This window comes from Paenibacillus sp. FSL R7-0163 (assembly GCF_037969975.1).
GTDB classification, from domain to species: Bacteria; Bacillota; Bacilli; order Paenibacillales; family Paenibacillaceae; genus Paenibacillus_AQ; species Paenibacillus_AQ odorifer.
This window is the reverse complement of record NZ_CP150224.1, coordinates 5,442,939-5,458,390: the sequence shown is the minus strand read 5'-3', so window position 1 is coordinate 5,458,390 and position 15,452 is coordinate 5,442,939. Positions and strand designations below refer to the sequence as shown.

Sequence of the window (15,452 nt, the reverse complement as noted above, 5' to 3'; positions counted from 1 at the left end):
TGGATGTAACGCTCCAAAAAGCTTGTAGGAGGAATAAAGGTGAAAGCCAGATATAGTGTGATTGTACCCATGTTCAATGAGGAGCAAGTAATTAGCCATACTTATGAACGTTTGAAAAAAGTAATGGACGAGTGCGGCGATACTTATGAGCTGGTCTTCGTCAATGACGGCAGTCGTGATCGTTCCGCCCAGATGATTCGGGAGATCTGTGAACGAGACGAGCATGTCAAGCTGATTGACTTCTCGCGTAATTTCGGACATCAGGTAGCGATTACAGCTGGCATGGACTATGCCGAAGGTCAAGCGGTTGTTGTTATTGACGCTGATCTTCAGGATCCTCCGGAGGTCATTTTGCAAATGATCGAGAAGTGGAAAGAGGGCTATGATGTTGTATATGCGAAACGCCTGAAGCGCCACGGAGAAACGATGTTCAAAAAGGTCACCGCGAAGCTCTTTTACCGCCTGCTCAGCAGTATGACAAGTGTGGATATTCCTACGGATACAGGCGATTTCCGTCTTATTGACCGTAAGGTATGTGATGTCCTGCGGGGACTTAAAGAAAAGAACCGCTATGTCCGAGGTTTGGTGAGCTGGGTTGGCTTCAAGCAGACTATGGTGGAATATGAACGGGAAGAACGTTTTGCCGGAGAAACCAAATATCCGCTGAAGAAAATGATTCGTTTTGCGTTAGATGGCATCACCTCTTTTTCACATAAGCCGCTTAAGATTGCTACGTATATTGGATTCTTCCTTTCATTCTCTAGCTTTCTCTATTTATTTTTCGTCTTGTTTCAAAAGATATTTTTCACCTCCTGGACGGTTCCGGGCTGGGCTTCCATTGTAGGCGTCAATCTGCTCTTTAACGGTATCGTTCTGATGCTGTTGGGTGTGATTGGGGAGTATATCGGACGGATTTATGACGAGTCTAAAGATAGACCGCTATACATTGTTAGTGAGACTAAAGGCTACCAGAACGAAGAACAACTGGACCGCCGGAAGGACCACAATGATGTCAGATAAGAACTTGCGTGCTGCATTCATACAGTTCCTTAAATTTAATGCCGTAGGTTTGCTCAATACGCTTATTGATTTTGTGATTTTCACATTGTTGAATTCACTAGGGATGGTATACGCATTGGCGCAGGTGATCTCCTATAGTGCAGGTACGGCGAATAGCTTTATTTTGAATAAAAAAGTAACCTTTCGTGATCGCGACCGGGGGAATAAAGAAGGCTTCGACCGCGTGCAGCTGGTCAAGTTTATCGTGCTGAATCTGGTAGTGCTCGGAATATCACTGCTGCTAATGCATCTGTTGACAGACAGACTAGGTATTCAAGTCTTGATCTCCAAGGTGCTGGTTACCTTTATCACGGTGATCATCAATTTCTTTGGAAGTCGTAAATGGGTATTTTAAACATTAATTTCAGGCAGAAGGAGTTGCTATGCTTAAAGGCAAGTAGCTGTTTCTGCTTGATTTGTATATAACCATAGAAACAATATACGGAGGTGAATAACATTGCGTAAATTCTCCTATCTACTCATACTGGCTGGGATACTTATCATGTTATATCCGACAGCTAACGAATGGTACAACGACAGGCAGCAGGAGAAGTTATTAGAAACGGCTGAACTAAGCACTGCCGATAGTACTCCCCAGCCAGATTTGAAGAGCAGGTATGCTGAAGTTACTCAGCTGTTAGCAGAGGAATCGGTTCTGGATGCTCAGGCACAGCCCCAACCCCAAGAGACAGAAAAGCCTGAACCGGAGATTGAGGTCGGTGGCAAAGTAATCGCACTAATTGAAATCGTTAAGATTGATTTGAAGCTGCCTGTATTAGAAGGGGCTACAAAAGCTAATATGAAACATGCTGCAGCCCATATGAAAGAAACGGCACCCCTTGGAGAGATCGGAAATGCTGCAATCGCGGCGCATCGGGCTAGAACTACGGGTCGTTTGTTTAACAGATTGAATGAGGTTGTTGTGGGGGATGTTATCACGGTAAAGACTAGTGATCAGGTGTTTAACTATGAGGTATACGATATTTCTGTTGTAGATCCGAGTGATGTCTCCGTTCTTGACGGGAATGACAAGGATAAGATTCTTACTCTGATTACATGTGATCCGCTAGTGAATCCAACGCATCGGCTGATTGTTCATGCTAAATTAACAAAATGAGAATAGTGAATGACAAGAAAACACAAATACCGGGAGATATTTATAAAATAATGGGTAATCTAGTAAATTAGGTCTTGTTCACAACTATAAATATGATAGTATTATACTATAAAAGCTAAACACGATAACGGCAAACCTTCCGAAAGGTAGGGACGCAAAGCTAAAGGGCCTTTTCCCGAAAGGATGGCAGCCAGCTACCGAATGAAGAGGCTTTTTTTGTTTGTTTCAAATGGATTCTATCAATTATATCTAGTAAAGCTAGAACAGATAGAGCTTATACGATAACGGCAAACCTATCGAAAGGTAGGGACGCAAAGCTAAAGGGCCTTCCCGAAAGGATGGCAGCCAGCTACCGAAAGGAGTTTTATCCGTGAAAAAGGTTTATTTTATGCTGGTGGCGTTGTTCGTCCTAATGACTTCAGTTCCGGTAAGTACAGCTCAAGCTGCAAGTGCAGATGCCAGCTGGTTGATTACATCCAAAGTGGCTCAAGGTGTTATTGGTATTAACTATGATATTCCGAAAGATAAAAGAATCAAACTCATGATCACCAAAGATAACAGCAGCTATACTTATAACTTGTATGCTTCTGGACAAGCTGAGGACTTCCCTTTGCAACAAGGAAATGGGACTTATAAGGTTTCTGTTCTGGAGAACACAACCGGTAATAAATACAAAGCGTTATATTCCGAAGTAGTAGACGTAACCATGAGTGACTCGAATTCCGTATATTTGGGCTCCGTACAGAATGTGAAATGGAGTTCTTCTGATAAAGCGATTGTCAAAGCTAAACAATTAGTACAAGGCAAAACAACAGACGAAGAGAAAGTTAAAGCGATCTATAACTATGTAGTTGCGAATGTACAATATGACTACTCTCTTGCTAATAGTGTAACTACTGATTATATTCCAAGCATCGATAAGACATTGACTACTAAAAAAGGGATTTGCTATGATTACGCTTCTCTTTTTGCCGCAATGCTGCGGAGTGTAGATGTTCCTGCTAAGTTGGTAATGGGGAATACAAGCTACGTTACGCAATATCATGCCTGGAACGAAGTATTGCTTAATGGGAAGTGGGTTACCATTGATACTACAGTGGATGCAGGACTTGCAAAGAGTGATAAGAAAACCGATTTAATTAAAGCCTCAAGCAAATATACTGCGGCAAAATACTATTAAATTCGCCGCTAGAAACATAACTCTATTAAATAAACAACTAGCTTAATTATTAAGCTAGTTGTTTATTTTTATATTAGGGGTTGCTTTTCTATTAATAGTTGGGGTATTATAGGTAAGCGTTGTTAGACAGTGTACAGGCGATACAAACGAGGCTGATAAAAAGCTTCGAAAAATAAAGCTTGCATTTCTGAAAACAACATGATATATTATAAGAGTTGCTGCTGAGACATTAAACGGCGTCAACGAGAACTTGATCTTTGAAAACTGAACAACGAGTGAGTAGGAAATCACGCAAGTGATATCCAAAATTAGAGAATTAATTTTCTCGTCAGATGTTTCAAAATGAGCATATCGCTCTTTTCAATACTAATTGGAGAGTTTGATCCTGGCTCAGGACGAACGCTGGCGGCGTGCCTAATACATGCAAGTCGAGCGGAGTTATTTTGAAAGCTTGCTTTCAAAATAACTTAGCGGCGGACGGGTGAGTAACACGTAGGCAACCTGCCCTTCAGACTGGGATAACTACCGGAAACGGTAGCTAATACCGGATAATTTCTTTTTTCTCCTGAGAGAAGAATGAAAGACGGAGCAATCTGTCACTGAGGGATGGCCTGCGGCGCATTAGCTAGTTGGTGGGGTAACTACCACCAAGGCGACGATGCGTAGCCGACCTGAGAGGGTGAACTACCACACTGGGACTGAGACACTACCAGACTCCTACGGGAGGCAGCAGTAGGGAATCTTCCGCAATGGGCGAAAGCCTGACGGAGCAACGCCGCGTGAGTGATGAAGGTTTTCGGATCGTAAAGCTCTGTTGCCAGGGAAGAACGTCCGGTAGAGTAACTGCTACCGGAGTGACGGTACCTGAGAAGAAAGCCCCGGCTAACTACGTGCCAGCAGCCGCGGTAATACGTAGGGGGCAAGCGTTGTCCGGAATTATTGGGCGTAAAGCGCGCGCAGGCGGCTATTTAAGTCTGGTGTTTAAACCTTGGGCTCAACCTGAGGTCGCACTGGAAACTGGGTGGCTTGAGTACAGAAGAGGAAAGTGGAATTCCACGTGTAGCGGTGAAATGCGTAGATATGTGGAGGAACACCAGTGGCGAAGGCGACTTTCTGGGCTGTAACTGACGCTGAGGCGCGAAAGCGTGGGGAGCAAACAGGATTAGATACCCTGGTAGTCCACGCCGTAAACGATGAGTGCTAGGTGTTAGGGGTTTCGATACCCTTGGTGCCGAAGTTAACACAGTAAGCACTCCGCCTGGGGAGTACGGTCGCAAGACTGAAACTCAAAGGAATTGACGGGGACCCGCACAAGCAGTGGAGTATGTGGTTTAATTCGAAGCAACGCGAAGAACCTTACCAGGTCTTGACATCCCTCTGAATCTGCTAGAGATAGCAGCGGCCTTCGGGACAGAGGAGACAGGTGGTGCATGGTTGTCGTCAGCTCGTGTCGTGAGATGTTGGGTTAAGTCCCGCAACGAGCGCAACCCTTAACTTTAGTTGCCAGCAGGTAATGCTGGGCACTCTAGAGTGACTGCCGGTGACAAACCGGAGGAAGGTGGGGATGACGTCAAATCATCATGCCCCTTATGACCTGGGCTACACACGTACTACAATGGTACCGGTACAACGGGAAGCGAAGCCGCGAGGTGGAGCCAATCCCATCAAAGCCGGTCTCAGTTCGGATTGCAGGCTGCAACTCGCCTGCATGAAGTCGGAATTGCTAGTAATCGCGGATCAGCATGCCGCGGTGAATACGTTCCCGGGTCTTGTACACACCGCCCGTCACACCACGAGAGTTTACAACACCCGAAGTCGGTGGGGTAACCCGCAAGGGAGCCAGCCGCCGAAGGTGGGGTAGATGATTGGGGTGAAGTCGTAACAAGGTAGCCGTATCGGAAGGTGCGGCTGGATCACCTCCTTTCTATGGAGAATCGTTCTCTGCAATGAGGACATTCAAATCGGAAGCTCAGCTTCCACAACTCAGGTTTATACTCTGTTACTCACTCGTTGCTCAGTTTTGAGAGTTTAAGCTCTCAAGTAAGACTTGATCCTTGAAAACTGGATACCGAAACGAATTTGCGTTTTAGAACATCTTTTAGCAACTTGTGTAAACAAGTAAAAGTTATTAGTGAGATTTTTCTTCGGAAGAATCAAGGTTAAGCTAATAAGAGCACACGGAGGATGCCTAGGCGCCAGGAGCCGACGAAGGACGTGGCGAACAACGAAACTGCCTCGGGGAGCTGTAAGCAAGCTTTGATCCGGGGGTGTCCGAATGGGGAAACCCAGCTGTGGTAATTCGCAGTTACTCATACCTGAATACATAGGGTGTGTAGAGGCAGACCAGGGGAACTGAAACATCTAAGTACCCTGAGGAAGAGAAAACAATAGTGATTCCGTCAGTAGCGGCGAGCGAACGCGGAACAGCCTAAACCAAGGGGCTTGCCTCTTGGGGTTGTGGGACGTCTCACATGGAGTTACAAAGGAATATGGTAGGTGAAGAGGTCTGGAAAAGCCGCGATAGAGGTAAAAGCCCTGTAACCTAAACTGTGTTCTCTCCGAGACGGATCCCGAGTAGTGCGGGGCACGTGAAACCCCGTATGAATCCAGCAGGACCATCTGCTAAGGCTAAATACTACCTGGCGACCGATAGTGAAACAGTACCGTGAGGGAAAGGTGAAAAGCACCCCGGAAGGGGAGTGAAATAGAACCTGAAACCGTGTGCTTACAAAAAGTCAGAGCCCGATCTATGGGTGATGGCGTGCCTTTTGTAGAATGAACCGGCGAGTTACGTTTAACATGCAAGGTTAAGCCGAGAAGGTGGAGCCGCAGCGAAAGCGAGTCTGAATAGGGCGATTTAGTATGTGGACGTAGACCCGAAACCGTGTGATCTACCCCTGTCCAGGGTGAAGGTGCGGTAACACGCACTGGAGGCTCGAACCCACGTACGTTGAAAAGTGCGGGGATGAGGTGGGGGTAGCGGAGAAATTCCAATCGAACTCGGAGATAGCTGGTTCTCCCCGAAATAGCTTTAGGGCTAGCCTCGGTATAAGAGTAGTGGAGGTAGAGCACTGATTGGGTGCGGGGTCCGCAAGGATTACCAAGCTCAGTCAAACTCCGAATGCCATATACTTATTGCCGGGAGTCAGACAGTGAGTGCTAAGATCCATTGTCAAAAGGGAAACAGCCCAGACCATCAGCTAAGGTCCCCAAGTGTGTGTTAAGTGGGAAAGGATGTGGAGTTGCACAGACAACCAGGATGTTGGCTTAGAAGCAGCCACCATTGAAAGAGTGCGTAATAGCTCACTGGTCGAGTGACTCTGCGCCGAAAATGTAACGGGGCTAAACACACCACCGAAGCTATGGCTAGATACGTATGTATCTGGGGTAGGGGAGCGTTGTGTAGGGGTTGAAGGTGTACTGAAAAGAGCGCTGGACACTACACAAGTGAGAATGCCGGTATGAGTAACGAAAAGATCAGTGAGAATCTGATCCGCCGAAAGCCCAAGGTTTCCTGAGGAAGGCTCGTCCGCTCAGGGTAAGTCGGGACCTAAGGCGAGGCCGAAAGGCGTAGTCGAAGGACAACAGTTTGAAATTACTGTACCACCGTAATCCGCTATGAGCGATGGGGTGACGCAGGAGGGTAGTGACGCGGACTGATGGATGTCCGTCTAAGCAGTGAGGCTGATGTGTAGGCAAATCCGCACATCATTAAGGCTAGGCTGTGATGGGGAGCGAAAATTATAGTAGCGAAGGTCATGATCTCACACTGCCAAGAAAAGCCTCTAGCCAGGAGAAGGTGCCCGTACCGCAAACCGACACAGGTAGGCGAGAAGAGAATTCTAAGGCGCGCGGAAGAACTCTCGTTAAGGAACTCGGCAAAATGACCCCGTAACTTCGGGAGAAGGGGTGCCCCGGTAGTGTGAATAGCACGAGGGTACGCAGTGAAAAGGCCCAAGCGACTGTTTAGCAAAAACACAGGTCTGTGCGAAGCCGCAAGGCGAAGTATACGGGCTGACGCCTGCCCGGTGCTGGAAGGTTAAGGGGAGTGGTTAGGGGTAACCCGAAGCTATGAACCGAAGCCCCAGTAAACGGCGTACCGTAACTATAACGGTCCTAAGGTAGCGAAATTCCTTGTCAGGTAAATTCTGACCCGCACGAATGGCGTAACGACTTGGGCGCTGTCTCAACGAGAGATCCGGTGAAATTTTAATACCTGTGAAGATGCAGGTTACCCGCGACAAGACGGAAAGACCCCATGGAGCTTTACTGCAGCTTGATATTGAATTTGGGTACGATCTGTACAGGATAGGTGGGAGCCGTAGAAATCGGAGCGCAAGCTTCGGTGGAGGCGCCGTTGGGATACCACCCTGATCGTATCTAGGTTCTAACCTAGTACCCTTACCGGGTACGGGGACCGTGTCAGGCGGGCAGTTTGACTGGGGCGGTCGCCTCCTAAAGAGTAACGGAGGCGTTCCAAGGTTCCCTCAGAATGGTTGGAAATCATTCGCAGAGTGCAAAGGCATAAGGGAGCTTGACTGCGAGACCTACAAGTCGAGCAGGGACGAAAGTCGGACTTAGTGATCCGGTGGTACCGCATGGAAGAGTACCATCGCTCAACGGATAAAAGCTACCCTGGGGATAACAGGCTTATCTCCCCCAAGAGTCCACATCGACGGGGAGGTTTGGCACCTCGATGTCGGCTCATCGCATCCTGGGGCTGAAGTAGGTCCCAAGGGTTGGGCTGTTCGCCCATTAAAGCGGTACGCGAGCTGGGTTCAGAACGTCGTGAGACAGTTCGGTCCCTATCTGTCGTGGGCGCAGGAAATTTGAGAGGAGCTGTCCTTAGTACGAGAGGACCGGGATGGACGTACCGCTGGTGCACCAGTTGTTCCGCCAGGAGCATGGCTGGGTAGCTACGTACGGACGGGATAAGCGCTGAAAGCATCTAAGCGTGAAGCCCCCTCAAGATGAGATTTCCCAATTAGTAAGACCCCTTGAAGACGACGAGGTAGATAGGTTGGAGGTGGAAGTGCAGTAATGCATGGAGCTGACCAATACTAATCGGTCGAGGGCTTATCCTATACTTAGAATGCAGATTCGTTTCGGGTTCAGTTTTCAGGCGATTAAGCCTGTAACACGCTTAGAAATTCATTCTCACTTCTGGTGATGAACCGAATTTCACGCGGCAGCGTCTGTTTCACAGACGCATGTTTGGTGGCGATAGCGGAGGGGTTCCACGCGTACCCATCCCGAACACGACCGTTAAGCCCTCCAGCGCCGATGGTACTTGGACCGAAGGGTCCTGGGAGAGTAGGACGTTGCCAAGCACACGAAGCCATTGTTGATTTATCAACAATGGCTTTTTTGTTCCCTTTATCGCTTAATTTAAATAATGTGGATAAGTTATGGGGAATTAACGAAATTATAAAAGTTACTAACATGTGGATGAAATAATAAAATATATTCAAAAATGAAAGTAGTCCCCAATTTATGTGGATAGAGCAGTGGTATATGTGGATACTTCAAGTAAATGCAAGGATATTTTGCATGGCAGGAGGATAAACAATGGACAACAGTAGCAATCTTGTGTGGATAGAAGATTTTTCTGTACATGCGAGCGACACGGATTATCGTTCGCAGGGTAAGTTATCCTTTATTCTGGATATCATGCAATGTGCGGCAGACTTCGCAGTGGGTAATTTGGGGATAAGTGTGGAAGAGATTCTGAATGCAGGAATGGGCTGGATGATGATTACGTTAGATCTTGATTTTAAGCGTATTCCCCGCCCAAATGATGTGCTTAGCGTACATACCTGGAGTAAAGGCACTAAAGGGGCACTGTGGCAACGGGATTATCGTATTTTCGATGCAGATCATATAGAAATCGCCACAGCACGATCCATATGGGCTTTAGTAGATATTGAGAAGAGAAAGATACTTAGACCGAATGCCCTTCCAGTTCAGGTTAAGCACTATAATGGCGATTCAGTAGGCGATATGCCTGTTAAGGTAACGATCCCTTCTGATATTACTATGGAAGAAGCTTATCGGTATCAGGTAAGATATAGTGGGCTGGACAGCAACGGACATTTGAATAATGCCCGATACGGGGATTTATGTTGTGATGCGCTCACTTTAGCGGAATGGGATAATGCAGAGTTCACACGCTTCCGGATTACTTATCTACAAGAAGCTAAGTTTGGGGATGAACTGACTATTTTACGTTCAGCTGTAACGGATGATGGTATATATGTACGCGGTCAGAATAGTGATACTGTGTATTTTGAAGCATGTATAGCGTTAAAAGGTGTCCATTAGTACGAATAAGTAAGTAATTTATAAATATGGAATATTATTATATAAAGCGATTTCTCCGAACATCAATCGGGGCAGTCGCTTTTTTTATTGAAAAACGGATAATGTTTCTAACATATTTGGAAAAATTTTTGAGCCTGTCACAATTAAAGGGATCACATTCGTTATATAGTTGTAGTCAATAACAAGGAGGTGATTCTTTGGAACGTCGCAGCCCCGGGGTCCAAGTGAATCAAACAATAATTGAAGAGGCTATCGATCAGGTTCTTGCGGGTAACCGCGAAGCCTATAGAACTATAATACAAGCCTATGAAAGAAAGATTTATACGTATTGCTATTATATTTTGAGAAGTCATGAAGAAGCAGAGGATGCTGTGCAAGATATATTTGTAAAAGTGTATCAGGAACTCAGACGTTATGAGAAACGAGTCTCTTTTAGTGCATGGCTGTATAAAGTGGCCTATCATCATTGTCTGGATCAGGTTCGCAAACGCAAGCGAAGAAACCGTCTGTTATCGCTATATAAAGAGCAGCAGCCCAAAGCCTATTATAATCCTAACGATGAGGAGCCATTGCAGAAGTTATTTATGGATGACCTGACAGCCGAAGAGAGCAATCTCCTGATTCTTAAGGTGGTTGAGCAGTACAGCTTTGAAGAAATGGGTCAGATTATGGATTGTAATTCAGCTACATTACGTAAAAAATTTGAACGTCTACGCAAAAAGTTAGTCCGGCAAAGAATGAATGAAGGAGGCAGCCCTCATGGAGAAATGGCAAGATCCAACTGAAAGTCAGAAGATGGAGCACATTCGTCAAACATTCCTAAATCATGAAATGCCGGTAGACAGTTTCAGCGATTCAATTATGAAGCGAATAGGAGACGAGGGAATGGAAAAACGAGCGTCAAGAAAAAATGGAAATAAGTTCCTAAAAAAATCATTGGTGGCTGCCTCGGCAGCAGCAGTGTTGGGTGCGGGCATAATCGGTAGCGGATTTGTATCCCCGGTCATGGCTGAAACGTTGAAGCAGATTCCTGTTGTAGGTAGTATTTTTAAGGGAATTGACGATAAAGGTCTAAATGCTGCTGAGGAAAAAGGATTATCTACTGCCCCTAACCAAAGCGTTACCCATGATGGAGTGACCTTAAAGGTTACCGATGCCTATTATGACGGCTCGCGGTTGGCTTTTGCGATTGAACGGGAAGGCATTGATAATGATAAGATGATGGCTGAGATGATTATTGAACCGATTGAGTTCGATCCATCGCTAACAGAACAACATGGGAAAGTGACAATGAACCAGTCCGAAAAAGGGTTGTTGGGTTCAGCAGAAGTGAAATTGCCGAATGGGAAAAAACTGGAGAGCCAAATGTCGTCTTTTGGTGATGTTGAGGGCAAAAAGAATGCTATTTTATACGATTACAGAAATCTAAATAATATAGAGGCTTTGGGGGATGAATTTGAATTAAGCATCAGTGTGCCGGTTACACAAATTGCAGAGCCTTTTGTAATCAAGGTGCCGGTGAAAAAAGTAACGGAAGGAATTATCAAGCTTGATCTGAACCAAACAAAAGAGGCAGAAGAATTCAGTTATACGATTACCAAGCTGGAATTAACTCCAGCCACAAGCAGATTACAGCTCAGCGAAGAAGGTAAAGCGCCAACTGTGAAAGAAAAGGATGGATACACAACCTCTGAAATGTTCTATGAAATTGTTGATGAACTAGGCAATGCGTTCTCATCGGGTGGGTCATTTAACTTGCCAGCTATAGTCTATCCTTTGGTAGACAAAGATTTCATTCCGTTCGCGCAAACACCAAAGACAATTACAGTTAAGCCGTTTACTTACTCCATTGATGAAAACCATAAAGCATTAAGGGATGAAGAAGGAAAACAAGTTAAACATTATTATCCGGAGCTTGAACAAACGATTCAGGTGGAGCAAAAGTAACTATTAATTCCATAAGCAAAAAGAAGCCCGTGTCTGCATAGCAGATACGGGCTTTTTGTTAAAAATGAGAATTTATAAGCTACAAAACTATAATATCTTTATATTTCTAAGAGTAACGGTTGTCATCTATAAAAGACGACAACGTAGTCTTTTCTTGTAAAAAATCTAACGGAATGTAGATTTCACTCACCGAGTTTTCGTTATCTGGTCCAAGGTACAATTCACCATAATATTCCAATTCAAATGAAATGGACATCCTGTATTCTGTTTTCGGCAGCCAGATTCCGTAGATATATTTATAGGTAGAAGGGATACCACAAGAGCGGCCTTTATGGATGAATTTCAGATAACGTATGGGTGGTAAGATCTGAAGGGGGAAAGTCTGATTGTGGTCTGCTTTTATAGGACTAATTTCGCAGGCACACATGATCGAAAACCCATTACTCTCATAGTCATCTGGCCAGAAGCCAAGCTGATAATATTTTTCAGGCTGTATTCTATCCGATATAGTGGCTACCTTATTGAAAAGCAAAGGCCAAGTATCAGAAATGACGGAGAAATCATGGTCTACTTTAACTACAGGTCCTTGAAGTATAATTTCCCCGAAATCAACGAGCTGGGGGGAGAGATCACTATCAGAAAGGAATTGAAGTAGATCCTGTTCATATAGTCTAGAGAGCAAAGGGAGTTTCGTTTCAGTAAGTCTTTTTCGAACAAGAGAGGGAGTCGTGTGCAGCATTCTTTTGAAGGCACGGGTAAAGGTCTCATAGTTACTAAAGTTATAGTCTAATGAGATGTCCTGGAGTGAGCGCTCTGGCATTCTATGAATGTCCAAGGCTGCTTCAGTGATTTTGCGTCTGGCTATATAGTCGCCGGGTGCTATCCCAGTGACTGCTTGAAATAGACGGGTGAAATGATAAAGGGAGTATCCCATTTCTTTGGAGAGGACAGCTACAGGAAGAAACGTGGTTAAGCGATCCTCAATGAGATCTAAGGCTTGAATGATTAGTTGGCGATTGTTCAAGAGATGTCCTCCCATAACAGTTAATAGAAATGGTGTCTAGCACGATTACTTCAATTATTTGCTGTCCAGTCGCCCCAAGCAGCAGCCCAATCGGGAACAGTCACTTCCATTACGCGATCTGCACTAGGAAAATAGGCTTTGATGTCGAGAACCGGTGTACCCGGATAGGCATCAAGCCCGGCCACCTCTACTATTCCAGAGTCTACATCGACAGACAGGATTGCTGCTACACTTAGCCCAATCGGATTAGGGCGAATAGGGGAACGGGAAGCGAATACTCCAGTTAAGGTCGCATCATAAGGAGGCTGAATCTGTGTAGTCTGGCGGAAATGATCATCTGCAAACTCATGCAGCCACCAAAGCACTTGGCAATGACTAAACTGAGATAAACCTTTAAGCGCCGGTCTGAATTCCGGGTTGATTTCAAGCCGCAAATTTTGTGCTGTACCTCTAACCCATCCTATAGGTACTATATTATAGCTTTCTTGTTCATACATTGACTATGACTCCTTTCGGGTATCAGATATGATCTAGTGTATAACAGAGGCATACGGTAAAGCCTGACGATATTTGCTAACATTCATTTAATGCTATAATGAAATTTGATGTGGAAAGGGGAGCATTATGAAGACACTAGTACTGGCGGAGAAGCCGTCTGTTGCACGCGAGATTGCACGGGTCATGGGATGTAATAATAAACAGAAGAGTTATATTGAAGGTCCAAAATATGTGGTTACCTGGGCGCTTGGTCATTTGGTCGGCCTGGCAGAGCCTGAGGATTATAATAAAAAGTTTGCAACTTGGGCCTTGGAGGATCTGCCGATTTTGCCGGAGAAGACCAAGCTGAAGGTGCTGCGGGAGACCAACCAGCAATACAAGGCTGTCCAGCATCTAATGAAACGTCAGGACATTGAGGAGCTTATTGTTGCTACAGATGCTGCCCGTGAAGGGGAGCTGCTGGCTCGCTGGATTATGAATATGGCAGGGTGGAAGAAGCCATTCCGGCGGTTATGGATATCCTCGCAGACTGATAAGGCAATTAAAGAGGGATTTGCAAAACTCCATCCGGGTCGGGAATTTGATCGGTTGTATGAATCTGCACGTTGCCGCGCAGAGGCGGATTGGATGATTGGACTGAATGTCACGAGAGCTTTGACCTGTAAGTTCGGTTCGCCGCTCTCAGCAGGACGGGTACAAACGCCGACATTAGGGATGATCATGGATCGTGAACAGGAGATTACGGGTTTCCGTTCCGTCGATTTTGAGACGCTGACTGCTGATTTTGGGGATTTCCAAGCGGCATGGCGAGCCAGTAACGGTGATGGTCGGATATTCGAAAAGGATAAGACAGCCAGCTTAAAGGATAAGCTTACAGGACGCAGCGGCCGTATTATTAAGGTACAGAAGAGTGAGAAAAGTGAACCTCATCCACTGGCTTATGATCTGACTGAACTGCAGCGTGATGCGAACCGGAAGTTCGGCTTCTCCGCGAAGCAGACCTCCAGTGTGCTGCAGCGGTTATATGAGCAGCATAAACTTGTCACATACCCGCGTACGGACAGTCGTTACTTAACTTCAGATATGACGGGCACACTCAAGGAAAGACTGGATAGTGTTGCGGTCGGTCCATATGCAGCGTTAGCACGTCCATTGCTGCGCAAGCAGCTGCCGATTACGAAACGAATCGTGGATGATAGTAAAGTCAGTGATCACCATGCTATTATTCCTACAGAACAGACCGTATTGTTAAATGGTTTGAGTACTGAGGAACGTAAGTTGTATGATCTGATTGTGCGGCGTTTTATAAGCTTGTTCTATCCGCCAGCTCGTTATGATGCGGTAGCTGTAACCGTCAATGTAGAAGGCGAAAATTTTCATGTCAAAGGGACGACGGTTAAAGATGCCGGTTGGCGCGAAGTATACGGCGGAGATATGAGTAGTGATGACGAGGAGGAATCTGCGGACGAGCCGGCAGCGGGCAGTGTAAAGCTGCCTGAGCTGCGCGAAGGGGCTGCTGTCACGATTAGCCGCTGTATGGTGCGTGCTGGCCGAACGCAGCCACCGAAGCGTTATAATGAAGCTTCGCTGTTGACGCAAATGGAGAAACACGGCCTCGGAACCCCGGCTACCCGCGCGGATATTATTGAGAAGCTGGTAAGCTCCGATACGATTGAGCGGCAAGGTAATCTCCTGCATCCGACAGGAAAAGGTAAGCAGTTAATCGAGCTGGTATCCACTCAGCTACGTACCCCAGATCTAACCGCACGTTGGGAAGCTGAGCTGGAGAAAATAGCGCGTGGTCAAGGCAAACCGGAGCTCTTTTTACAAGGTATCCGCAGTATGGCACAGGAATTGGTAACAGGTGTGAAAACTAGCGGAGCAGAATATAAGCCGCATAATGTCTCTAACAGCCATTGTCCGGAATGCGGTACAAGACTACTCGAGAAGAAGAGCAAACGAGGGAAGCTGCTGGTATGTCCTGCAGATAACTGTGGTTACACCCGTGCAGGTGAGAAAAGACTATCGAATCGCCGCTGCCCACAGTGCCATAAGAAAATGGAGCTTAAAGAGGGTAAAGCAGGCATGTTCGTACAATGTCTAGGCTGTGGAATCACAGAGACCTTAGATAAGGATCACAAGCATGTTAATAAACGTGAACAGCAAAAGCTGGTGCAGCAATACAGTAAGCAGGAAAGCATAGGTTCTAACCTTGGGGAACTGCTGAAAGCAGCGCTTGAAGGACAAAAGAAGGATAAGTAGTAGGAATCATCGGATGGTTAGCTTCAATTAAAACGAATGATTAG

10 protein-coding genes, 3 rRNA genes and 2 riboswitches are annotated in these 15,452 nt (G+C 45.9%); of the genes, 11 read left to right on the top strand and 2 right to left on the bottom strand.

The window, feature by feature from the left end:
• The first annotated feature begins 39 nt into the window (after positions 1–39).
• The 10 genes from NST45_RS23980 (at position 40) to NST45_RS23935 (ending at position 11,624) form a co-directional block, all read left to right on the top strand.
• Entirely contained in the window at positions 40–1,020 is a 981-nt protein-coding gene (locus NST45_RS23980; RefSeq protein ID WP_038568643.1) for a glycosyltransferase family 2 protein, read from the top strand.
• The gene (locus NST45_RS23975; protein WP_076101416.1) at positions 1,007–1,414 is read left to right on the top strand and encodes a GtrA family protein; all 408 of its coding nucleotides are present in this window, start codon (positions 1,007–1,009) and stop codon (positions 1,412–1,414) included. Before NST45_RS23980 ends, NST45_RS23975 begins: the two co-directional genes overlap by 14 nt.
• A gap of 102 nt (positions 1,415–1,516) precedes the next feature.
• Positions 1,517–2,176, top strand: coding sequence for a class D sortase (locus tag NST45_RS23970; protein WP_249267785.1), 660 nt, complete (start codon positions 1,517–1,519; stop codon positions 2,174–2,176).
• A gap of 119 nt (positions 2,177–2,295) precedes the next feature.
• Positions 2,296–2,378: riboswitch (cyclic di-GMP riboswitch) on the top strand.
• Positions 2,379–2,452: 74 nt separating this feature from the next.
• Positions 2,453–2,533, top strand: a riboswitch (cyclic di-GMP riboswitch).
• A 13-nt stretch (positions 2,534–2,546) separates the two neighbouring features.
• Positions 2,547–3,356, top strand: coding sequence for a transglutaminase-like domain-containing protein (locus NST45_RS23965; protein ID WP_038568647.1), 810 nt, complete (start codon positions 2,547–2,549; stop codon positions 3,354–3,356).
• Between the two features lie 367 nt (positions 3,357–3,723).
• Positions 3,724–5,280 (top strand): 16S ribosomal RNA (locus NST45_RS23960).
• Positions 5,281–5,513: 233 nt separating this feature from the next.
• Positions 5,514–8,440, top strand: a 23S ribosomal RNA gene (locus NST45_RS23955).
• Positions 8,441–8,569: 129 nt separating this feature from the next.
• Positions 8,570–8,686 (top strand): 5S ribosomal RNA (rrf, locus tag NST45_RS23950).
• Together the 16S, 23S and 5S rRNA genes form the textbook arrangement of a ribosomal RNA operon.
• A 238-nt stretch (positions 8,687–8,924) precedes the next feature.
• Entirely contained in the window at positions 8,925–9,677 is a 753-nt protein-coding gene (locus NST45_RS23945) for an acyl-ACP thioesterase domain-containing protein (protein ID WP_076142437.1), read from the top strand.
• Positions 9,678–9,874: 197 nt separating this feature from the next.
• Positions 9,875–10,462 carry an RNA polymerase sigma factor gene (locus tag NST45_RS23940; RefSeq protein ID WP_076128449.1) on the top strand — a complete coding sequence of 196 codons (588 nt, stop codon included), beginning with the start codon at positions 9,875–9,877 and terminating at the stop codon, positions 10,460–10,462.
• Positions 10,437–11,624 (top strand): DUF4179 domain-containing protein, encoded by a 1,188-nt coding sequence (locus tag NST45_RS23935; protein ID WP_076179746.1) that lies wholly within the window; start codon positions 10,437–10,439, stop codon positions 11,622–11,624. The genes NST45_RS23940 and NST45_RS23935 overlap by 26 nt, the downstream gene beginning before the upstream one ends.
• Positions 11,625–11,730: 106 nt before the next feature.
• Here the strand turns inward: NST45_RS23935 and NST45_RS23930 are convergent, their stop codons facing one another.
• Positions 11,731–12,648 (bottom strand): AraC family transcriptional regulator, encoded by a 918-nt coding sequence (locus NST45_RS23930; RefSeq protein WP_076215794.1) that lies wholly within the window; start codon positions 12,646–12,648, stop codon positions 11,731–11,733.
• Between the two features lie 50 nt (positions 12,649–12,698).
• Positions 12,699–13,145, bottom strand: coding sequence for a tRNA (N6-threonylcarbamoyladenosine(37)-N6)-methyltransferase TrmO (gene tsaA, locus NST45_RS23925; RefSeq protein WP_036680929.1), 447 nt, complete (start codon positions 13,143–13,145; stop codon positions 12,699–12,701).
• A gap of 127 nt (positions 13,146–13,272) precedes the next feature.
• On the opposite strand from tsaA, the gene NST45_RS23920 reads away from it, so the two are divergent.
• The gene (locus NST45_RS23920) at positions 13,273–15,408 is read left to right on the top strand and encodes a DNA topoisomerase 3 (RefSeq protein WP_076215798.1); all 2,136 of its coding nucleotides are present in this window, start codon (positions 13,273–13,275) and stop codon (positions 15,406–15,408) included.
• Positions 15,409–15,452: the final 44 nt, after the last annotated feature.

What these genes read in the sequence shown, in the direction of transcription:
- NST45_RS23975 (WP_076101416.1), top strand. Translation starts at nt 1,007, where the DNA reads ATGATGTCAGATAAGAACTTGCGTGCTGCATTCATACAGTTCCTTAAA.
- tsaA (WP_036680929.1), bottom strand. Translation starts at nt 13,145, where the DNA reads ATGTATGAACAAGAAAGCTATAATATAGTACCTATAGGATGGGTTAGA.
- NST45_RS23935 (WP_076179746.1), top strand. Translation starts at nt 10,437, where the DNA reads ATGGAGAAATGGCAAGATCCAACTGAAAGTCAGAAGATGGAGCACATT.
- NST45_RS23920 (WP_076215798.1), top strand. Translation starts at nt 13,273, where the DNA reads ATGAAGACACTAGTACTGGCGGAGAAGCCGTCTGTTGCACGCGAGATT.
- NST45_RS23945 (WP_076142437.1), top strand. Translation starts at nt 8,925, where the DNA reads ATGGACAACAGTAGCAATCTTGTGTGGATAGAAGATTTTTCTGTACAT.